Origin of the sequence: Rhizobium sp. 768_B6_N1_8, from assembly GCF_051811225.1 — a bacterium.
GTDB lineage: Bacteria > Pseudomonadota > Alphaproteobacteria > Rhizobiales > Rhizobiaceae > Rhizobium.
This window is the reverse complement of the sequence record NZ_JBPWPV010000001.1, coordinates 959427-977889: the sequence shown is the minus strand read 5'-3', so window position 1 is coordinate 977889 and position 18463 is coordinate 959427. Positions and strand designations below refer to the sequence as shown.

The 18463-nt window shown below is 60.4% G+C and carries 20 protein-coding genes and 1 pseudogene; 13 read left to right on the top strand and 8 right to left on the bottom strand.

Features of this window, described 5'->3' with window-relative positions; translation table 11 throughout:
* Positions 1–4: 4 nt before the first annotated feature.
* Both hdaA and AB8B33_RS04915 read right to left on the bottom strand, forming a co-directional pair.
* The gene (hdaA, locus tag AB8B33_RS04920) at positions 5–718 is read right to left on the bottom strand and encodes a DnaA regulatory inactivator HdaA (protein WP_439014550.1); all 714 of its coding nucleotides are present in this window, start codon (positions 716–718) and stop codon (positions 5–7) included.
* Positions 711–1835, bottom strand: a complete 1125-nt coding sequence (locus tag AB8B33_RS04915; protein WP_439014549.1) for an AI-2E family transporter — start codon at positions 1833–1835, stop codon at positions 711–713. The genes hdaA and AB8B33_RS04915 overlap by 8 nt, the downstream gene beginning before the upstream one ends.
* A 245-nt stretch (positions 1836–2080) precedes the next feature.
* On the opposite strand from AB8B33_RS04915, the gene purM reads away from it, so the two are divergent.
* Both purM and purN read left to right on the top strand, forming a co-directional pair.
* Positions 2081–3154: a phosphoribosylformylglycinamidine cyclo-ligase gene (gene purM / locus AB8B33_RS04910; protein WP_439014548.1), complete on the top strand. Its 1074-nt coding sequence runs from the start codon at positions 2081–2083 to the stop codon at positions 3152–3154.
* Positions 3151–3816, top strand: coding sequence for a phosphoribosylglycinamide formyltransferase (purN, locus tag AB8B33_RS04905; RefSeq protein WP_439014547.1), 666 nt, complete (start codon positions 3151–3153; stop codon positions 3814–3816). Before purM ends, purN begins: the two co-directional genes overlap by 4 nt.
* Positions 3817–3818: 2 nt before the next feature.
* On the opposite strand, the pseudogene AB8B33_RS04900 reads toward purN, so the two are convergent.
* Positions 3819–4196: pseudogene (locus AB8B33_RS04900) on the bottom strand (alpha-D-ribose 1-methylphosphonate 5-triphosphate diphosphatase); the annotation flags it as partial.
* Between the two features lie 52 nt (positions 4197–4248).
* On the opposite strand from AB8B33_RS04900, the gene AB8B33_RS04895 reads away from it, so the two are divergent.
* A complete protein-coding gene (locus tag AB8B33_RS04895) occupies positions 4249–4869 on the top strand; it encodes a PadR family transcriptional regulator (RefSeq protein ID WP_439017190.1) in 621 nt (206 codons plus the stop codon).
* 4 nt (positions 4870–4873) lie between these two features.
* On the top strand, positions 4874–6172 hold the full coding sequence (locus AB8B33_RS04890) for an FAD-dependent oxidoreductase (RefSeq protein WP_439014546.1): 1299 nt from the start codon (positions 4874–4876) through the stop codon (positions 6170–6172).
* Between the two features lie 69 nt (positions 6173–6241).
* Here the strand turns inward: AB8B33_RS04890 and AB8B33_RS04885 are convergent, their stop codons facing one another.
* Together AB8B33_RS04885 and AB8B33_RS04880 are read right to left on the bottom strand one after the other, a co-directional pair.
* Positions 6242–6832 carry an NUDIX domain-containing protein gene (locus tag AB8B33_RS04885; protein ID WP_439014545.1) on the bottom strand — a complete coding sequence of 197 codons (591 nt, stop codon included), beginning with the start codon at positions 6830–6832 and terminating at the stop codon, positions 6242–6244.
* Positions 6829–9018, bottom strand: coding sequence for a molybdopterin-containing oxidoreductase family protein (locus tag AB8B33_RS04880; RefSeq protein WP_439014544.1), 2190 nt, complete (start codon positions 9016–9018; stop codon positions 6829–6831). Before AB8B33_RS04880 ends, AB8B33_RS04885 begins: the two co-directional genes overlap by 4 nt.
* Before the next feature lie 17 nt (positions 9019–9035).
* Between AB8B33_RS04880 and AB8B33_RS04875 the strand changes: the two genes are divergently transcribed.
* On the top strand, positions 9036–9905 hold the full coding sequence (locus AB8B33_RS04875) for a 23S rRNA (adenine(2030)-N(6))-methyltransferase RlmJ (protein ID WP_439014543.1): 870 nt from the start codon (positions 9036–9038) through the stop codon (positions 9903–9905).
* Between the two features lie 55 nt (positions 9906–9960).
* A complete protein-coding gene (locus AB8B33_RS04870; protein WP_439014542.1) occupies positions 9961–10557 on the top strand; it encodes a glutathione S-transferase in 597 nt (198 codons plus the stop codon).
* A 112-nt stretch (positions 10558–10669) separates the two neighbouring features.
* Here AB8B33_RS04870 and AB8B33_RS04865 read toward each other — a convergent pair whose 3' ends face one another.
* Positions 10670–11302 carry an outer membrane protein gene (locus tag AB8B33_RS04865; RefSeq protein ID WP_439014541.1) on the bottom strand — a complete coding sequence of 211 codons (633 nt, stop codon included), beginning with the start codon at positions 11300–11302 and terminating at the stop codon, positions 10670–10672.
* 364 nt (positions 11303–11666) lie between these two features.
* On the opposite strand from AB8B33_RS04865, the gene AB8B33_RS04860 reads away from it, so the two are divergent.
* The 5 genes from AB8B33_RS04860 (at position 11667) to AB8B33_RS04840 (ending at position 15921) form a co-directional block, all read left to right on the top strand.
* On the top strand, positions 11667–12434 hold the full coding sequence (locus AB8B33_RS04860) for an SDR family oxidoreductase (RefSeq protein ID WP_439014540.1): 768 nt from the start codon (positions 11667–11669) through the stop codon (positions 12432–12434).
* On the top strand, positions 12431–14473 hold the full coding sequence (gene uvrC / locus AB8B33_RS04855; protein ID WP_439014539.1) for an excinuclease ABC subunit UvrC: 2043 nt from the start codon (positions 12431–12433) through the stop codon (positions 14471–14473). The genes AB8B33_RS04860 and uvrC overlap by 4 nt, the downstream gene beginning before the upstream one ends.
* A gap of 110 nt (positions 14474–14583) precedes the next feature.
* Positions 14584–15174, top strand: a complete 591-nt coding sequence (gene pgsA, locus AB8B33_RS04850; RefSeq protein ID WP_113323400.1) for a CDP-diacylglycerol--glycerol-3-phosphate 3-phosphatidyltransferase — start codon at positions 14584–14586, stop codon at positions 15172–15174.
* Positions 15171–15425, top strand: a complete 255-nt coding sequence (moaD, locus tag AB8B33_RS04845; protein ID WP_007820055.1) for a molybdopterin converting factor subunit 1 — start codon at positions 15171–15173, stop codon at positions 15423–15425. The genes pgsA and moaD overlap by 4 nt, the downstream gene beginning before the upstream one ends.
* A 34-nt stretch (positions 15426–15459) precedes the next feature.
* Positions 15460–15921 carry a molybdenum cofactor biosynthesis protein MoaE gene (locus AB8B33_RS04840; protein WP_439014538.1) on the top strand — a complete coding sequence of 154 codons (462 nt, stop codon included), beginning with the start codon at positions 15460–15462 and terminating at the stop codon, positions 15919–15921.
* Here AB8B33_RS04840 and AB8B33_RS04835 read toward each other — a convergent pair whose 3' ends face one another.
* Positions 15922–16818: a branched-chain amino acid ABC transporter permease gene (locus tag AB8B33_RS04835; RefSeq protein WP_439014537.1), complete on the bottom strand. Its 897-nt coding sequence runs from the start codon at positions 16816–16818 to the stop codon at positions 15922–15924. It abuts the gene before it with no gap.
* 66 nt (positions 16819–16884) lie between these two features.
* Between AB8B33_RS04835 and AB8B33_RS04830 the strand changes: the two genes are divergently transcribed.
* A complete protein-coding gene (locus AB8B33_RS04830) occupies positions 16885–17433 on the top strand; it encodes a CGNR zinc finger domain-containing protein (RefSeq protein ID WP_113323398.1) in 549 nt (182 codons plus the stop codon).
* Positions 17430–17936 carry a hypothetical protein gene (locus AB8B33_RS04825; protein ID WP_439014536.1) on the top strand — a complete coding sequence of 169 codons (507 nt, stop codon included), beginning with the start codon at positions 17430–17432 and terminating at the stop codon, positions 17934–17936. The genes AB8B33_RS04830 and AB8B33_RS04825 overlap by 4 nt, the downstream gene beginning before the upstream one ends.
* Before the next feature lie 82 nt (positions 17937–18018).
* On the opposite strand, the gene ndk is transcribed toward AB8B33_RS04825, so the two are convergent.
* Positions 18019–18441 (bottom strand): nucleoside-diphosphate kinase, encoded by a 423-nt coding sequence (gene ndk, locus AB8B33_RS04820; RefSeq protein ID WP_007820064.1) that lies wholly within the window; start codon positions 18439–18441, stop codon positions 18019–18021.
* Positions 18442–18463: the final 22 nt, after the last annotated feature.

Genomic DNA, 18463 nt, shown 5'->3' with positions numbered 1-18463 from the left:
ACAGTCAATCGCCCGAGCCGGAATTTCCCAATTCATTCAATACTTCAGCAGCGAGCGAACGGGTAATCCCCGTGCCTCTGGAAAGCGCCAACCGATCGAGCCTTTCGACAATCGTCTGGGCGGCGTTGAGCGACCGCTCCATACGATTGACGATATAAAGGACGAGTTTGTCATCTATATAAAGCTGCCGGTCGGCGAAGAGCTTGACGATGACCTGCGACAGCAATTCCTCGTCCGGCTCACCTATCTCGACGACCGTCGCGGCCTTCAGGCGCGAGCGCAGATCGGGCAGCGTGACTGGCCAGGACATGGGCCAGAGACGGCTCGTCATCAAGAGGCTGGTGCCGTTTTCCCGCACGCTGTTGATGACATGGAAGAGCGAGGCGTCATCGAAGCCTGTCCGGTCGACGTCCTCGAACAACACGGGGCCGTTGGCGGCCGCGACTGCCGCATCGGAACCGGCCACGGGATGGATGATTTCCGCCCCGCTCAGTTCCTTCCAGATGCCGGCGAGATGCGATTTTCCGGAGCCGACGGGACCGGCAAGGATGACGACCGGCGACGGCCAGTTCGGCCAGGCATCGACGATCGAAACCGCAGCAGCGAGACGTTCCGACATCAGGAGGTCGTCGCGGCCGGTTGCAGCGTCGTGCGAAAAGGCCAAGGGAAGCTGTTCTCCGGCCTTGCGCTTCGGATCAGCGTTCTTCACGTCATTCATCGGAAACAGATTTCGTCTTCCCGGCCCGGTCGCTCGGCAACCTGCCATAGTAGAGATCGCTTTGAAGGTAGCGCGAAAGCGCAAAGCGGACAAGCACGCCGACAGCAGCAGCGGCCGGCACCGCGATCAACAGGCCGACGAAACCAAAGAGCGCGCCGAAGGCAAAGAGCGCGAACATCAGCCAGACGGGATGCAGGCCGACGCTGGAGCCAACGAGCTTCGGCTGGAGGATGTTACCTTCGAGAAACTGGCCGCTGAAGAAGACAGCGAGAACAGCGACGATCCAGACATAATCCGGCCAGAACTGGACGATCGCTACGCCGATTGCGAGCACAAGCCCGACCATCGAGCCGACATAGGGGATGAAGCTGATCATGCCGGCGAAAAGCCCGATGAGCAGGCCGAAATTCAGGCCTACGATCGAGAGGCCAACAGCATAATAAATGCCGAGGATGAGGCAGAGCGAACCCTGCCCTCTGATAAAGCCGGCAATCGCCTGATCCATCTCCCTGGCGATCTGGCGCACGTCGTTCACGTAATCGCGCGGCACCCACTGATCGACCTTAGCGACCATGCGGTCCCAGTCGAGCAGGATATAGAAGGCGACAACCGGTGTGATGACGAGCAGCGAGATGACGTCGACGATCGCCTTGCCGGAATTCCAGATCTGGGCAAAGAGCCCCGTCAGGAAACCCATGCCTTCCGACAGGATGGTGGAGAAATTATTCTTGATGGTGCCGAGCTGGCTTTTGATCCAGCCGGGCAGCACGGAATCCTGGTAGTCGGTGATGAATTGCTGCAGCAAGGTGATATAGCCCGGCAGGCGCTGGGCGAAATCGTTGAACTGGGTAATGAGCACGGGAATGAGGATCATCAGCGCCAGCGCAAAGACGATGACGAAGGCCACCAGAATGACGATGGTTGCCATCAGGCGGCTCAGGCCCAGCCGCTCCAGCCTGTCGGCCACCGGATCGAGAAAATAAGCGATCGTCATGCCGGCGATGAAGGGCAGCAGGATCGAGCTGAAGATGTAAAGGAAAGCGACGAAGACGAGCAGAACCGTCGCCCAGAATATGACTTGGCGCTTTAATATCGTTCCGCTGACCTGTTGTGGCATCGCTTCCCCGCTGATCGCTCGCCCCTGCCCATGCCGCTTCAGAACGACCCTGGCCGCTTCAGCACATAGGATGGACGCGCAAAGATGGTCAACCCTGTTGCACCGAATCCGGAAAGCGCACAGGGATTAGCTGGAAAATGGGGGCTTTTCCCTTGCAACGCTTGCATAAAGCGCACTCTCATGCAATTGCGACCGGCATGTGACGCGGTCCTTTATCCGCAGCTTTAAATCCTCCGGAGATCAGCATGAGCCAGTCTGGAAAAAACGGTCTGACCTATAGCGATGCAGGCGTCGACATCGATGCCGGAAACCTGATGGTGGAGAAGATCAAGCCAGTCGTGCGCTCCACGCGCCGTCCGGGCGCCGATGGCGAGATCGGCGGCTTCGGCGGGCTCTTCGATCTCAAGGCCGCGGGCTTTACCGACCCGGTTCTGGTTGCCGCCAATGACGGCGTCGGCACCAAGCTGAAGATCGCCATCGATGCCGACTATCATGACACGGTCGGCATCGACCTCGTCGCCATGTGCGTCAACGACCTGGTGGTCCAGGGCGCAGAGCCGCTGTTCTTCCTCGACTATTTCGCGACCGGCAAGCTCGATCCGGATCAGGGTGCAGCGATCGTCGGCGGCATCGCTGCCGGCTGCCGCGAGGCGGGCTGTGCGCTGATCGGCGGAGAAACGGCGGAAATGCCGGGCATGTATTCCTCGGGCGATTATGATCTCGCCGGCTTTGCGGTGGGTGCGGCCGAACGCGGGAAGCTGCTGCCGTCGGGCGATATTGCGGAAGGCGACGTCATTCTCGGCCTCTCCTCCTCCGGCGTCCATTCCAACGGCTTCTCGCTGGTGCGCAAGATCGTTTCGCTTTCCGGCCTCGGCTGGGATGCGCCGGCGCCGTTTGCCGAGGGCAAGAAGCTCGGCGAAGCGCTGCTGACGCCGACCCGCATCTATGTGAAGCCGCTCTTGAAGGCGATCCGCGAGACGGGCGCGCTGAAGGCGCTCGCCCACATCACCGGCGGCGGTTTCCCCGAAAATATTCCGCGCGTGCTGCCGAAGCATCTCGCCGCCGAGATCGACCTTGCCGCCGTCGAGGCGCCGGCCGTTTTCTCGTGGCTTGCCAAGACAGGCGGCGTCGAAGCCAAGGAAATGCTGCGCACCTTCAACTGCGGCATCGGCATGATTGTCGTCGTCGCCGCAGAGAATGTTGCAGCAGTCTCCCAGGCGCTTGAAGCGGAAGGTGAAAAGGTGGTGACGCTCGGCCGCATGGTCGCCCGCACCGAGGGCGAAGCCGGCGTTATCTACAAGGGCACGCTCGCTCTATGAACTCGCCGCGCAAACGCACCGTCGTCTTCATTTCCGGCGGCGGCTCCAACATGATGGCGCTGCTGCAGGCGGCGAAGGCTGAGGATTATCCGGCCGAGATCGTCGGCGTGATTTCCGACAAGGCGGATGCAGGCGGTCTCGCCAAGGCAGCGGCCGAGGGCATTGCGACCTTCGCTTTCGTGCGCAAGGACTATGCCAGCAAGGACGCGCACGAGGCGGCGATCCTTGCCGCGCTTGACGAGCTTTCACCCGATATCATCTGCCTCGCCGGCTATATGCGGCTGCTCTCGGGCGCCTTCATCCAGCGCCATGAAGGCCGGATCATCAATATCCACCCTTCCCTGCTGCCGCTCTTCCCCGGGCTTCATACGCATCAGCGGGCAATCGACGCCGGAATGCGGATTGCCGGCTGCACCGTGCATTTCGTTACCGAAGGCATGGATGAAGGCCCTGTTATCGGCCAGGCGGCCGTGCCTGTGCTTGCGGGTGATACCGCCGATGCGCTGGCGGGACGCGTACTGACGATCGAACACCAGCTCTATCCACAGGCGCTGCGGCTCTTTGCTGAAGGCAGGGTGAAGATGGAAGGCGGGAAAGCGGTTGGAGCGACCGCTTCCGCCACCGCGCCGAAATCCCAGCTTATTTCGCTGATCGGCGACTAGCTTCAGGCCGCAAGAGCCTGAAGCGGATGCAATGTGCCGTCGCTATAGATGAACTGGCCGCCACGGAAGGTGGCGCGGATGCGATGGCCGTCGCCCGGCTCGACCGCCACCAGATCGGCGCGCTGGCCGATGGCGATCTCGCCACGATTCAGGCGACCGGCGGGCACGGCCCGCGTTGCCGGTCGCCATGGCAACGGCTGCCGGCGGGGCGCCCTCCACGATATCAGCGAGCTTGAAGATACAGGCGCGAAGGCGGCCAGATGATAATCGGCGGCGATGACGCCGAGCAGTCCGGCTCTCGCGGTATCGAGCGCGCTCAGATTTCCCGACATTGACTGGCCACGCGGCGGGTTCGGCGCGCCCATCACCAGGAACCAACAATCCCGAGCCATCGCATTGACTAGTTATAAACTAACTAGTAAGATTATGACTATGACATCAATCAAACGTTCTCCAATAGCGCTCGCTGTCCTTGCAATGCTCATGGAAGAGCCGCTGCATCCTTACCGAATGCAGCGGCTCATCAAGGAGCGCGGCAAGGACGAGGTGATCAATGTCTCGCAGAGGGCGAGCCTTTATCAAACAATCCAGCGGCTCGAACGCGAGGGTTTGATCACTCCGCAGAAAACTGTCCGGGACGACAAGCGTCCCGAGCGGACGGTGTATGAGATAACCGAGAAGGGCCGCGACGTCGCGCTGGACTGGATGCGGGCGATATTGTCGACCTTAACGCGGGAATATCCGGAATTCCCGGCAGCCATATCATTTCTTCCTCTGCTTACGCCTGATGATGTGGCGAGCCAGCTTGAGCTCAGAGCAAAAGCCATCGAGTCGGAGCTTCGCCGGATCGACGACGCCCTGCAGGAAGCGCGGGCCGTTCCAAGGCTCTTCCTTCTCGAGATGGAGTATCTCCGGGCGCTTCACGCAACCGAATTGTCCTGGGTCAACAGCATTGTCGGAGACCTGCGCGCCCAGCGCATCACCTGGACAGAAGAGTGGCTGAGGCAGATCGCCGCGAAATTCTCCATCGATCCTAAACTCGATCAGGACTAGCACCATGAAGGTTTTGATTATCGGCGCCGGGACCGGCGGCTTGGCGCTTGCTCATCTGCTCAAGCAGGCTGGCGTTTGCATTGCGGTGTATGAGCGCGACCTCGCGCCGAACGCCGATACCGGTGGTTATCGCGTCGGCATCAGCCCGGCTGGAAGCCGAGCGCTGAAAGCCTGTATCCCCAGCGAGCTCTACGATCTCTATGTCGCCACCTGCTCCAGGTCGCCGCGCTATTTCAACATGCTCACTGAACAGCTGGGCGAAGTGCTGAGCTTCGATATCGATGATCAAAGCCCGAAAGCTCTCGACGGTGAAAGGAACGTCATTCGAAAGACACTGAGGCGGGTTCTGCTCAGAGGGCTTGAAGACGACGTCTTCTTCGAGAAGGCGCTTGAAGGTTACTCAAGTAACGTCGACGGGTCGGTCACCGCTTGCTTTCAGGATGGAAGCCTCGCGACAGGCGATGTCCTTGTGGGGGCCGATGGCACGAGCTCGACCGTACGCAAACAACGTCTGCCGGAAGCGCGTCTGGAAGACACGGGGATCGTATCGCTCGGGGGAAAAATTCCTATGACGGCCGAGGCGAAAGCTCTGCTGTCGGACAAAATGTTCAAAGGCATGTCGCTGATTATGGCACCGATGGGCTTCGGTGCAATCGTCCACTCGCTCGAGTTCGCCAACATCAGAAGCGGTTCTGGTTTTGCTGCTCGTTGGCCGGATTTCGTCGAAGCACTCGACGAGGACAGCATCGGCTGGGGCATATGGGGCGCTCGGCAGAACTTCCCGCGGGACCCGACCGGCCTGAGCGGCGAACAGTTGCAAAAGCTGGGCTTGGAGATCACTCGGGACTGGCACCCGCACCTGCGTGCACTCATCCGTATGACCGAGCCCTCAACGATCCACGATGTCAAGATGAGGACCTCCGTTCCGCTGACGCCTTGGACGAGTTCGAATGTCACCCTTCTCGGTGACGCCATCCATACGATGACACCCGGACGAGGCGCGGGCGCCAATACAGCGCTTCGCGATGCCGCTCTGCTTGGACGCATGCTGGTCGAAGCGGACCAAGGACAAAAGCCGCTCCTCGAAGCCATACATGCCTACGAAGTCGAGATGCTTCGCTATAGTACCGAAGCAGTCCAGGAATCGAAAAAACAGATGGATGCCAGCGACCTGGCCCATCGGCCAATTGTCGGCAGACTTCAGCTGGCTGCGACGCGTGGCGCCATGCGCACCATCAACGCAATACCTGCACTAAAGCGGCGCGCCTTTCGGCAGATGATGCGAGTTCGCGGGGAAAACTAAGGCCGTCGAGGATAGTGTCGATCCGCCTCGGATGTAACTCGACGAATCAGGCGTCGATCGTCTCACCCGCTATCGAAGTTTGCCCTTATTCAGCAGCGCCCATTGAAGCAGCGTGATCGTCTTGAGATCGATGATCTCGCCCTTTTCGACCATCGCAAGGGCTTCCGGGAGCGGGATTTCCAGCACCTCGATATCCTCATGCTCTTCCTCAAGGCCGCCGCCGTCGGATGTGCGGTCGGCGGTATCGATCCTTGCTGCGAAGAAATGTACGACTTCGGTAATGGAGCCCGGAGCCGGATAGGACTTGAAAAGGAAACGGATGTCGCGGACCGTATAGCCGGTCTCCTCCATCGCCTCGCGACGGATCGCGGCCTCGGGTTCATCGCCGTCGAGCAGGCCGGCCGGGACTTCGATCATCCAGGCGGGATCGTCGTTTACATAGGCAGGCAGACGGAACTGCTTCACCAGCACGACGACATCGCGCTTGGGATCGTAAAGCAGAATGCAGGCGGCGGGCGTGCGGTGATAGACCTCGCGCGGCAAGCGATGCGTCACACCATTCCGGTCGGTGTAATCGATCCGGTAACTGGTCAGCTTCGTCCAGCCGTCGGACAGTATCTCCTTGCCGACGATTTCCACTTTTGCCTTAGATTGCGTCATATGACGTCCTTGCGAAGCCAGACCTTGTTGTCATGGACGGCAGCGCCGCCATAGGGCGCCACGGGATCGGCGCCGGTGAGTACGTTGATGCCTTCGCCGTCGACATGCGCCTTGTTGGGCCAGAGGCCTTCGGCAATCAGCACGCCGGGCTTGACCTCTGTCGTCACGCGGGCGTGGAGGCGCAGGTCGCCTCTGATATTGCCGATGCGGACGAGATCGCCGTTATCGACGCCATTGGCCTCAGCATCGGCGGGATTGATCATCACTTCCGGGCGGCCTTCCTTCTGACGTGAGGTCTTGGTTTCCGAGAAGCTCGAATTCAGGAAGTTGCGCGCCGGCGAGGTCGCCAGGCGGAAGGGATGCGCGGGATCGGCGAGCTCGATGACATCGACCTGATCCGGGAACGGCGGCAGCTCTGCATAAGGGCCGAGCGTACCGACGGAAGCCGGCGGCTTGTTCGGTGCGGGATCGTTCACCCAGTCCGGTCGGAAATGGAACTTGCCGTCGGGATGGGCGAAACCATCAAGATAATGTGCTTCCTCGAAGGCTGGCTGGCGGTCGAACCATTTATGCTCGAGGAAATAGTCGTAGTCCGGCAGGTTGCTCGCCGCCAGAACGCGATCGACCATCTCGCGCGCCGTGAAGCCGAAGCCGGGGCGATCGGCGACGCCGAGACGTTTGGCCAGTTCTTCGATGACGAAAAGATTGGTGCGCACGGTCAGTGGCGGCTCGACGAGCTTCGGCCCAAGCAGGATATGGTTCTGACCGCCAGCGCGGTAGATGTCGTCATGCTCGACGAACATGGTGGCGGGAATGACGATATCGGCCATATCGGCCGTCTCGGTCATGAACTGCTCGTGCACGGCGACGAAGAGATCGTCGCGGGCAAAGCCGCGCTTCACTAGCCGCTGTTCCGGAGCGATATTCACCGGATTGGTGTTCTGGATCAGCATGGCCGTCACTGGTCCGCGATGGCGGAGTGCGACGGCATCGCCGGTCAGCGCACGGCCGATCTGCGACTGGTCGATCATTCTGATGTCGGCATCCTTCATCGACTTGCCGGTCAGCTCCGCATTGTTCATGCGGAAGATATCGCTGTTGGAATGGAAGGCGCCGCCGCCCTCATATTGCCAGGAGCCGAGCACGGTGGCGATCGAGGCGGCCGCATGCATGGCGACCGCGCCATTGCGCTGACGGGTGAAGCCGTAACCGAGGCGGAAGAAAGTCTTTTTCGTCGTGCCGACGAGCTTGGCGAAGGCTTCGATCTCATCGACCGAAAGGCCGGTGATGGCGGCGGCCCATTCCGGTGTCTTTTTCTCCAGATGCGCTTCGAGGCCGGCGGGATCGTCGGCATATTTCGCCATGTAGTCGCGGTCGGCATAACCGTCGCGGAAGGCGATGTGCATGACGGCGCAGGCAAGTGCCGCATCGGTGCCGGGCTTGACGATGAGCGCCATGTCGGCCTGCTTCATCGTCGGATTGTCGTAGATATCGATGACGACGATCTTGGCGCCGCGCTCCTTGCGCGACCTGATCGCGTGGGTCATCACATTGACCTGCGTGGCAACCGCATTGGTGCCCCAGATGACGACGCAGTCGGTGCGCGCCATCTCGCGTGGATCCGGGCCGCGCAGCATGCCTGTCGCCATGGTGAAGCCGGTCCAGGCGGGGTTGGTGCAGATCGAGGAGAAGAAGCCGGAATAGCGCTTTGCATGGCGCAGGCGCTCGATCGAGTCGCGCTGCACCCAGCCCATGGTGCCGGCGTAGAAATACGGCCAGATGGCTTCGCTGCCATCCTTTGCCTCGGCCTTCACGAAGGCTTCGGCAATCTCGTCCAGCGCGTCATCCCAGGAGATCTGCTGCCACTGGCCCGCCCCCTTAGCGCCGGTGCGGCGCAACGGATGCATGAGACGATCGGGATGGTAGAGACGCTCGGCATAGCGGGCGACCTTGGCACAGATGACGCCCGACGTGTAGGAATGGTCATTGGCGCCCCGGACCCGGCCGATGCGGCCGTCTTCCGTCAGGTCTATCTCCAGTGCGCATGTGGAGGGACAGTCGTGCGGACAGGCCGTGTGACCGATCCGGGATTTGGCGTGGATGGGGGTCGCAATGTTCATGCGATTTCTATATGCCAAGGCTCGACCGCCCAAAAGGCACAAAAACTCCCAATGGTCCGAATTCATAACAGGCATCAGCGAAAATGAACTATCGCCACATCTACCATGCAGGCAATTTTGCCGATGTGCTGAAGCATGCGGTGCTGGCGCGGCTGGTCCGCTACATGCAGAAGAAGGACGCGGGCTTCCGCGTGCTCGACACACATGCCGGTATCGGCCTCTACGATCTCTCCTCCGAGGAAGCGCAGAAGACCGGCGAATGGCATGATGGTATCGGCAAGCTCCTGGAGACCGATCTTGGGCCGCAGGTCTCCGAGCTTCTGGAGCCCTATCTCTCTGCCGTGCGCGAACTGAACCCGCAGGGCGGCCTGCGCTTCTATCCCGGCTCGCCGAAGCTTGCCCGCATGCTCTTCCGCCCGCAGGACCGGCTTTCGGCGATGGAACTGCACCCGGAAGATTTTGTCCGGCTGCACCGCGTCTTCGAAGGCGATCACCATGCGCGCATCACCGAGCTTGACGGCTGGCTGGCGCTCGGCGCGCATCTGCCGCCGAAGGAAAAGCGCGGAATCGTGCTCGTCGATCCGCCTTTCGAGGAGGACGGCGAATATGAACGACTGGTGGATGGCCTCGCCAGGGCCTATCGGCGCTTTCCTGGCGGCACCTATTGCCTCTGGTATCCGTTGAAAAAGGGTGCGCCGATCAAGGAATTCCACGAAGCGCTGCAGGCGACGGACATTCCGAAGATACTCTGCGCCGAACTTGCCGTGCGCAGCGACCGAGAGACGACAGGGCTGACAGGCTCGGGCCTTATCATCGTCAATCCGCCCTTCACGCTGAAGGACGAGCTGCACCAGTTGCTGCCGGCCCTGAAGGACCATCTGGCGCAGGACCGTTTCGCCTCGCAACGGGCCTTCTGGCTGCGCGCAGAGACGAAGCCTGTCAAGGCCGATTGACCGACTCGGCGCCTAGGAATAGTCCGGCGCCATCCGTATACCAAAAAGGTGCCCCATGAAGCTTCTCTGCTCTCCGACCTCGCCTTTTTCCAGCAAGGTGCGCTTAGCTGCCCGCCATCTCGGCCTGGAGATCACGGAAATACGGGTCGATACGAATGCGGGACCGGCGATCCTCGTGGACAACAATCCGCTCGGCAAGATCCCGACGCTGCTGACGGATGACGGTGTTTCCATCTTCGACAGCATCGCCATCATGCATTATTTCGACCGGATGACGAAGGGCGCGCTCTACCCTTCCAAGAAGGGCAAACGCACCGATGCCGAAGTGCTGGAAGCGCTTTGCGACGGCCTCTGCGACTGCCTGCTGGCGATCGTCTATGAGCGCCGCTTCCGCGATGAAGAAAAGGTGCATCAGCCCTGGATCGACCGTCAATGGAAGAAGGTCGCCACTGCGCTGAACTATCTGGCGGCCAATACGCCGAAGCTCGGCAAGAGGCTGCATGGCGGGCATTTCGCACTCGCCGCCACGATCGGCTACCTCGACCTGCGCTTCAAGGGCCAGTGGGAAGAAGACCATGCCGAGCTGATCGGCTGGCTGGGAGAATTCGAGAAGAAGTTCGACGGCTATGAACGGCTGAAGCCTCAAGCCTGAAAGATTTGAAGGGCCTGAGAGATCTGCAGGATCTGAGAGACCTGGGATCGACGAAGACAACAAAAAAGCCGGGCACAAAGCCCGGCTTTTCTCGTATTCAGTGTGATCCGAATTAGAACTTGACGCCGATACCGACCTTGACGCTGTTTTCGTCGAAGCCGCGCGAAACGCTGCCGGAGTTCAGGTTGTAGTCCTTGTCCTGATAGTCGGTGTAGCGGTATTCGAGACGCGTCGTGATGTTGTTGGTCACGAAAGCTTCAACACCGGCGCCGACCGTATACCCATAGGCGGTCTTGCTGTCGGAAGACGTACCGTCGGAAACCTTGGTGTTGGCGAGCGCCAGACCTGCAGTACCATAGAGCAGGAAGGGGTTCAGGTCGTAACCGACGCGGCCGCGGACGGAGCCGTTCCAGTCGGTCTTGTTCTTGATGCCACCCTGGGTGACGTCTGCATTGCCATAACCGAGATCGGCTTCAGCGCCGTAAACGATCTGGCCCTGCTGGAAATTGTAGCCGGTAAAGAGTTGACCACCCCAATCATAGGTGTTGCGGTCGGAACCGAAGCTGCCCGCATTATAGGTCGCGGCGCCACCAAGGTAGAAGCCCTGCCAGTTGTTGACCGGAGCCGGGGTGTCCTCAGCGACCGGTGCCTGCGGGACCTGGTCCACGGCATCGGCTGCCTGGGCTACCGAGAAACCGCCAACGGCGAGAGCGGAAGCCATGAGACCAGCAAAAAGTATACGCATAATTATCTCCTTTCAGTCCCGCGCGCTCGTCAACTCAAACTTCGGCGAAGCATTCACGGGGGATTACTAAATGTCCCTTCCGGTTCGAGAGAGAAATTGGAATGCAAATGCGGATTTGAAAGAGCCAAATTGTGATATCATTGTGGCTCCGCGGCGGCAGAAATTCGATGTTGCTTGGCTGCAACATACCGTTTATTAAGGATAATAAACAGTTAAACTTACAATACTTATTTTAATAAATCGCGATCGCAAATAATACATAGAATATCCGGACCGAACAGGCAATGTTTTCGGCCTATTTATATAATCAGAGCCTGCCCTTATATAGTCAGCAAACGAACTCGCTGGACCAGAAGGCAGCATCTTGACCAAGAAAAGACTTCGCGCGGCGCTTGTGACGGGTGCTGCCAAAAGAATAGGCCGGGCAATCGCCGAAGACCTTGTTGCTGATGGATTTTCGGTCGCAATCCATGCCAACGGCTCGCTCGCCGAGGCTGAGGATTTTGTGGCGGAATTGCGGCAAAGGGGCCATCAAGCGGTTGCGATCAAGGCCGATCTCGCCAAAATCGATGAGACCGGAGGACTTGTCGGGAAGGCTTGCGAGGCGCTCGGCCCGATCGATCTTCTCGTCAACAACGCGTCGATTTTTCTCGAGGATTCGCTCCGCAAATTCGATGCGCAGGTGTGGGACGAGCATTTCGCCGTCCATGTTCGCGCGCCTTCGATACTCGCCGCTAAATTCGCCGAACAGCTGCCGGAAACGGCCGAAGGGCTGATCGTCAACATTATCGACCAGCGCGTCTGGGCGCTGCGGCCGAGCTTCTACTCCTATACCCTGTCGAAATCGGCGCTGTGGACGGCGACACAGACCATGGCACAGGCGCTGGCGCCGCGCATCCGCGTCAACGCGATCGGCCCCGGCCCTACAATGCCGAGCGAACGGCAATTGCAGGAAGACTTCCAAGCGCAGGTTTCAGCCCTTATCTTGAAGCGGGGACCTGAGCTCAAGGAATTCGGCCGAACGATTCGTTTTCTGTTCGAGACCCCTTCGATCACGGGTCAGATGATTGCACTCGACGGCGGCCAGCATCTCGCATGGCAGACGCCGGACGTGCTGGAGATCAAGGAATGAATGCCAAGAAGCTGCCCGATGGCGGTGTTCTTTACGACGAGACTGACGAGAACGACGACGACATCATCGAGGTGGAAGGCGAAGCCTCTGCCGCGCCGATTTCTGCGTCGGTCGACTGGAATGCCGGCAGCATCAATGAAACCGGCCTTGTCGGTGCGGATCTGATCGCCGAATTCGTCAAGCGCCTGCCGAACAGTCCCGGCGTCTACCGCATGTTCAACGAGGCGGGTGACGTTCTCTATGTCGGCAAGGCCCGCAGCCTGAAGAAGCGCGTCGGTAACTATGCGATGGGTCGCGTACACTCCAACCGCATCGCCCAGATGGTGCGCCAGACCGCCAATATGGAATTCGTCACGACGCGGACGGAGACAGAGGCGCTGCTGCTGGAAGCGAATCTCATCAAGCGCTTACGGCCGCGCTTTAACGTGCTGCTGCGCGACGACAAGTCGTTTCCCTATATCCTGATTACCGGCGATCATCGGGCACCGGCCATCTTCAAGCATCGCGGCGCCCGCGCCCGCAAGGGCGATTATTTCGGCCCCTTTGCTTCGGCAGGCGCGGTCGGTCGCACGATCAATTCGCTGCAGCGCGCCTTCCTGATCCGCACCTGTACCGATAGCGTCTTCGAGACGCGCACCCGGCCCTGCCTGCTCTACCAGATCAAGCGCTGTTCCGGGCCCTGCACCCGTGAGGTCAGCGACGAGGGCTATGCGGAGCTGGTTCAGGAAGCCAAGGACTTCCTGTCCGGCAAGAGCCAGAAGGTGAAGGAGCATATCGCGGAGGCGATGAACGCCGCCGCCGAGGACCTCGATTTCGAGCGCGCCGCGATCTATCGCGACCGTCTTGCCGCGCTCTCGCATGTGCAGAGCCACCAGGGCATCAATCCTGCCGGCGTCGAGGAGGCGGATGTCTTCGCCATCCATCACGAAGGCGGGATTTCCTGTATCCAGGTCTTCTTCTTCCGCACTGGCCAGAACTGGGGCAACCGCGCCTACTTCCCGAAGGCCGATCCGCAGCTTTCCGGCGCCGAGGTGCTGAACGCTTTCCTCGCGCAGTTCTACGACGACAAGCCGGTGCCGCGGCAGATCATGCTGTCGGAAACGGTGGAGGAGCTGGAGCTGCTTGCCGCCGCACTCAGCGAAAAGGCCGGGCACAAGGTTTCCATCCTCATTCCGCAGCGCGGTGAAAAGCGCGACCTTGTCGAACATGTCGTCGCCAACGCGCGCGAGGCGCATGGCCGCAAGCTTGCCGAAACGGCCTCGCAGTCGCGGCTGCTGGAAGGTTTCAAGGACACATTCGGCCTGCCCTATGTGCCGCAGCGCGTCGAGATCTACGACAACTCGCATATCATGGGCACGAATGCGGTCGGCGGCATGGTGGTCGCAGGGCCGGAAGGCTTCGTGAAGAACCAGTATCGCAAGTTCAACATCAAATCGACGGAGATCACGCCCGGCGACGACTTCGGCATGATGCGCGAAGTGATGACGCGGCGCTTCGCGCGCCTGCTCAAGGAAGAGGGCATCCCGGATCGTAGCACGCAGGTTTCCGCTGCCGATGCGGCCGATATGCCCTTCCCGGCCTGGCCCGACGTGATCCTCATCGACGGCGGCCAGGGGCAGATGACGGCGGTGCGGGCAATCCTCGAAGAGCTCGGCATTACCGACAACGTCATCGCCATCGGCGTCGCCAAGGGTGTGGACCGTGAGGCCGGCCGTGAACGTTTCTTCGCTCCCGGCAAGGGAAGCTTCACACTGCCGCCGCGCGATCCGGTTCTCTACTTCATCCAGCGTATGCGCGACGAGGCGCATCGTTTCGCGATCGGCTCTCATCGGGCGCGGCGCAAGAAGGAGATGGTCAAGAACCCGCTCGACGAGATCGGCGGCATCGGCCCATCCCGCAAGCGGGCGCTGCTGCAGCACTTCGGAACGGCGAAGGCGGTGTCGCGCGCTGCCCTTTCCGATCTCATGGCGGTGGAAGGGATTTCCGAGACCGTCGCAAAGCAGGTCTATAATCATTTTCACGACGACGCCGCGAAATAAGCGGTGCCGGTCGCAAATTCCACGCAAAGGCAGCGAAAAAACAGAAAGAATGTTGACGGTCGAGGGGCAAAGCCGTCATCTACCGCCGCATCAATACAGAGAACCGCATCATGGCATCGCGTGCGTATAACATCCCCAATCTCCTGACCTACGGCCGCATCCTGGCGGTGCCGCTGATCGTTGTCTGCTTCTTCATCGAAGGACGGCTGAGCAGCAGCGATACGGCGCGCTGGGTGGCGCTGTGGATCTTCGTCATCGCCTCGCTCACCGATTTCCTCGATGGCTACCTCGCGCGCATCTGGAACCAGACGTCGAATATCGGCCGCATGCTGGACCCGATCGCCGATAAGCTGCTGGTTTCCGCCATCCTGCTTTTGGTCGCTGCCGACGGCACGATTGCCGGCTGGTCGCTCTGGGCGGCGATCATCATCCTGTGCCGCGAAATCCTGGTTTCGGGGCTGCGCGAATATCTTGCGGGGCTGAAAGTCAGCGTGCCGGTGACGCGCATTGCCAAATGGAAGACGACGCTGCAGCTTGTCGCCATTGCCTTCCTGCTTGCCGGCCCGGCGGGCGACGCCATTTTCCCCTATACGACCTGGACGGGGATCGCGCTCCTCTGGATCGCCGCACTTCTGACGATCTATACCGGCTATGATTATTTCCGCGCCGGGCTGAAACACGTGGTGGACGACGAAGAATGACACGGCTTGTCTATTTCGCGTGGGTGCGCGAACGCATCGGCAAGGGAGAAGAGGAAATCGACCTCCCCGCTTCCGTCGTCAGCGTTGCCGATCTTCTGAACCATTTGAAGGGCCTGGGCGAAGAATATGAGATGGCTCTTCAATATCCCGATGTGATCCGGGTCGCGATCGATCAGGAGCATGTGGAGCATGACGAGCCGATAACAGGCGCGAAGGAAATCGGCATTTTCCCGCCGATGACGGGTGGCTGAGAACAGCCAATCCCGCCGGGAGGAGGAGCCTGCTGTGACCATTACCCCTACCATCCGCGTCCAGCGCGAGGACTTCGATCTGCAGGCGGAAGTTGACCGGCTTTCCAAAGGCAAGCCCGGCATCGGCGCAATCGTCACATTCTCCGGTCTCTGCCGCGATGAGGGCGGGACACTGTCGGCGCTTGAGCTCGAACATTATCCCGTCATGGCCGAAGCGGAGATGAGCCGCATCGGCGAGCTCGCCATCGAACGGTTCGGGCTCGATGGCCTGACCGCCATCCATCGTTTCGGAAAGATCGCGGCCGGCGAAAATATCGTGCTAGTCGTCGCCGCAGCTCCGCACCGGCAGGCGGCCTTCGACGGTGCAAACTTCGTCATGGATTTCCTGAAAACTTCGGCTCCCTTCTGGAAGAAGGAACACGGCAAGGACGGTGGCACCGGCGACTGGATCGCGGCTAAGGATGCCGACAACACCGCGCGCGACCGCTGGAAATAGTCAGAGCACGACGCGCTCGCGCCTGCTCAGCACCAGCAGGAACACTAGCAGCGAGAAGATGGCGAGATCGCGCCAGATGAAGGACCCGTAGGCGCCCCAGAGCGTCTCGACAAGCGCCAGACCGGCGGCACCACCCGCCGAGCGCAGCGGATCGGAATAGCCGCCGACGGCCGCGATCAGCAGCACCTTGAGGCCGAACATCAGCCCAGCGCCGAAATCCATCGACCCGTAATAGAAGGTTGCAAGGATGCCACAGCAGGTGGCGACGAGCGCCGCCGCCCCATAAGACACCAGGAAGACACGGCTGGCGCTGGTGCCACAGAGTTCGGCGGCGAGCGGATCGTCGATGACCGCGCGCCATAGGCGGCCCCAGGAGGTACGCTTCAGGATCCATGCGCCGATCGCAATGATCGCGCACATCAGGACGGTATCCAGAAGCTGGATATAGGTGAGCGTGACCTTGAAGGTGCCGTCGCTCCAGAAGGTCACGTTGTCGCTCAACAGCGGCGGCAACCAGATGGCGCGGGTATTGGCGGCAAGGCGCGCCGTCTCCATCAGCACGATCATCATGCCGAGTGCGGCGACGATGACCGTGTTCGGCGATTTGCTGGCGAGCGGCTGCATGACGAAGCGGCCGATCCAGACCCCTGCCCCCACCGAATAGATCAGTGAGGCGCAGATGCCGATCGCGATCGCCGCCGGCAGCACCAGCCAGAGGCGGTTATAGGCCATATCCGTGAAGAGCAGCAGGATCTGGCCGGCAAAGGCGATAATCGCCCCATAGGTAATGTCGGGGCGCTTGGTGACACCGAAGGCGATCGAATAACCGAAGGCAAGCGTGGCGTAGAGCGCTGCGAGCGGTACCGCATTCGCCAGTTGCTGCAGAAGATAGGCCATTCGGTCACTCCAGATCGGCCTAAAATAATAACTGGCAAAATGTGTTTTACCAGTTATATTTTTCCCATGAGCTTCTCCTGGACCCCTCACCGTTTTTCCGGCGGCGCATTGGCGCTCGATGTCGCCAACAGCGTCATCCTGCGTCACGATACTGCGCGCCGCATCGACCGCTTCGAGGCCGAAGGGCAGATGGAGCGTTTCCCCGAGGCGGCGCAGGAATTCTGCGCCGAACGGGCACTTTTTGGCGACATAGTGCCGGTTGGAGCGCAGAATAGAGCCAACTTCATCGAACTGCGCGAAGCGACGGACCGCTACTTCCGCCAACGCGTGCTCGAAGGCAATGACGACCGGCTTCTTGCCGAACTGCTGGAAGCGCTGGCGCGCACGCTGCGGGGTGCTGAGGAAAAGGGTCTCGATGCGGCGACGGCCCATTCGGTTCTACGGCTGATCGCCATGCCCGATCCGGAGCGGATGAAGATTTGCGGCAATTGCGGCTGGCTGTTCATCGACCGCAGCAAGAACAAAAGCCGGGCCTGGTGCGACATGGCCGTCTGTGGCAACCGCGCCAAGGCCAACAGGCATTACCGGAGGAAAAAGAAGGAGGAGACGCCATGAAGCGGCGCTCGATCATCACGGCCCTAGCGGCAGCGGGGCTTGTGCTCTCCGCCTGCCAGCGCGAGGCCGAAAGCATGCTGGAAGTGACGGGCCATCTCTTCGTCTTCAACTACCGCGTCGCAAGCGCCACCTATCTGCTGACGCTGAAGAAGACGGCGCCGATTCCCGATGGCTCGACCATCGTCGCCGAATTCGAAAACCCGCAGGGCGGAGCGCCGCTGGTGCTGAACCAGAAGGTGTTTCCGATGGAGGACAAGATTTCAGTCCAGAGCGAGAACCTGCATTGCGTGCGCAAGGACCGGCCCTATGCCGTCACCGTCAGGCTGGTCGACAAGGACGGCAAGCTCTTGCAGGAGCTGAAGACGCAGTTCAAATCCGATCTCGACCAGAGTGTCTTGCCGAGCAAGCCGCTGGTTCTCGGTGCCGGATACGAGAAGAACCCGGAGGTTTTCAAATCTGAAGGATCGACGGATTTTTCCAATACTGACAAATGCCCCGCCTGAACCCGGGACATAAAAAAGCCGGGACGAACCCGGCTTTCATGAGTCAATTCAATGCATTCCGAGGGAATGCTCTGGGGCTGAATCAGCCGACGATTTCGGTGTCGGAGAACCAGTACTTGATTTCCTGGGCAGCGGTTTCCGGAGCGTCGGAACCGTGAACCGAGTTTTCGCCGATCGACAGAGCGTGAACCTTGCGGATCGTGCCTTCGGCAGCGTTTGCCGGGTTGGTCGCGCCCATGATTTCGCGGTTCTTCAGGATGGCGCCTTCGCCTTCCAGAACCTGAACGATGGTCGGGCCGGAGGTCATGCCTTCAACGAGTTCGCCGAAGAACGGACGTTCCTTGTGAACGGCGTAGAAGCCTTCTGCTTCGCGCTTGCTCATCCAGACGCGCTTGGAGGCGACGACGCGCAGGCCGGCATCTTCGAGCATCTTGGTGATAGCGCCCGTCAGGTTGCGCTTCGTTGCATCCGGCTTGATCATCGAGAAGGTGCGTTCAATCGCCATAATTCGGATCCTCATACTCAGG

Excerpts from the sequence above, each read along its gene's own strand:
- hdaA (WP_439014550.1), bottom strand. The coding sequence starts at position 718 with ATGAATGACGTGAAGAACGCTGATCCGAAGCGCAAGGCCGGAGAACAG.
- AB8B33_RS04915 (WP_439014549.1), bottom strand. The coding sequence starts at position 1,835 with ATGCCACAACAGGTCAGCGGAACGATATTAAAGCGCCAAGTCATATTC.
- purM (WP_439014548.1), top strand. The coding sequence starts at position 2,081 with ATGAGCCAGTCTGGAAAAAACGGTCTGACCTATAGCGATGCAGGCGTC.
- purN (WP_439014547.1), top strand. The coding sequence starts at position 3,151 with ATGAACTCGCCGCGCAAACGCACCGTCGTCTTCATTTCCGGCGGCGGC.
- AB8B33_RS04895 (WP_439017190.1), top strand. The coding sequence starts at position 4,249 with ATGACATCAATCAAACGTTCTCCAATAGCGCTCGCTGTCCTTGCAATG.
- AB8B33_RS04890 (WP_439014546.1), top strand. The coding sequence starts at position 4,874 with ATGAAGGTTTTGATTATCGGCGCCGGGACCGGCGGCTTGGCGCTTGCT.
- AB8B33_RS04885 (WP_439014545.1), bottom strand. The coding sequence starts at position 6,832 with ATGACGCAATCTAAGGCAAAAGTGGAAATCGTCGGCAAGGAGATACTG.
- AB8B33_RS04880 (WP_439014544.1), bottom strand. The coding sequence starts at position 9,018 with ATGAATTCGGACCATTGGGAGTTTTTGTGCCTTTTGGGCGGTCGAGCC.
- AB8B33_RS04875 (WP_439014543.1), top strand. The coding sequence starts at position 9,036 with ATGAACTATCGCCACATCTACCATGCAGGCAATTTTGCCGATGTGCTG.
- AB8B33_RS04870 (WP_439014542.1), top strand. The coding sequence starts at position 9,961 with ATGAAGCTTCTCTGCTCTCCGACCTCGCCTTTTTCCAGCAAGGTGCGC.
- AB8B33_RS04865 (WP_439014541.1), bottom strand. The coding sequence starts at position 11,302 with ATGCGTATACTTTTTGCTGGTCTCATGGCTTCCGCTCTCGCCGTTGGC.
- uvrC (WP_439014539.1), top strand. The coding sequence starts at position 12,431 with ATGAATGCCAAGAAGCTGCCCGATGGCGGTGTTCTTTACGACGAGACT.
- pgsA (WP_113323400.1), top strand. The coding sequence starts at position 14,584 with ATGGCATCGCGTGCGTATAACATCCCCAATCTCCTGACCTACGGCCGC.
- moaD (WP_007820055.1), top strand. The coding sequence starts at position 15,171 with ATGACACGGCTTGTCTATTTCGCGTGGGTGCGCGAACGCATCGGCAAG.
- AB8B33_RS04835 (WP_439014537.1), bottom strand. The coding sequence starts at position 16,818 with ATGGCCTATCTTCTGCAGCAACTGGCGAATGCGGTACCGCTCGCAGCG.
- AB8B33_RS04830 (WP_113323398.1), top strand. The coding sequence starts at position 16,885 with ATGAGCTTCTCCTGGACCCCTCACCGTTTTTCCGGCGGCGCATTGGCG.
- AB8B33_RS04825 (WP_439014536.1), top strand. The coding sequence starts at position 17,430 with ATGAAGCGGCGCTCGATCATCACGGCCCTAGCGGCAGCGGGGCTTGTG.
- ndk (WP_007820064.1), bottom strand. The coding sequence starts at position 18,441 with ATGGCGATTGAACGCACCTTCTCGATGATCAAGCCGGATGCAACGAAG.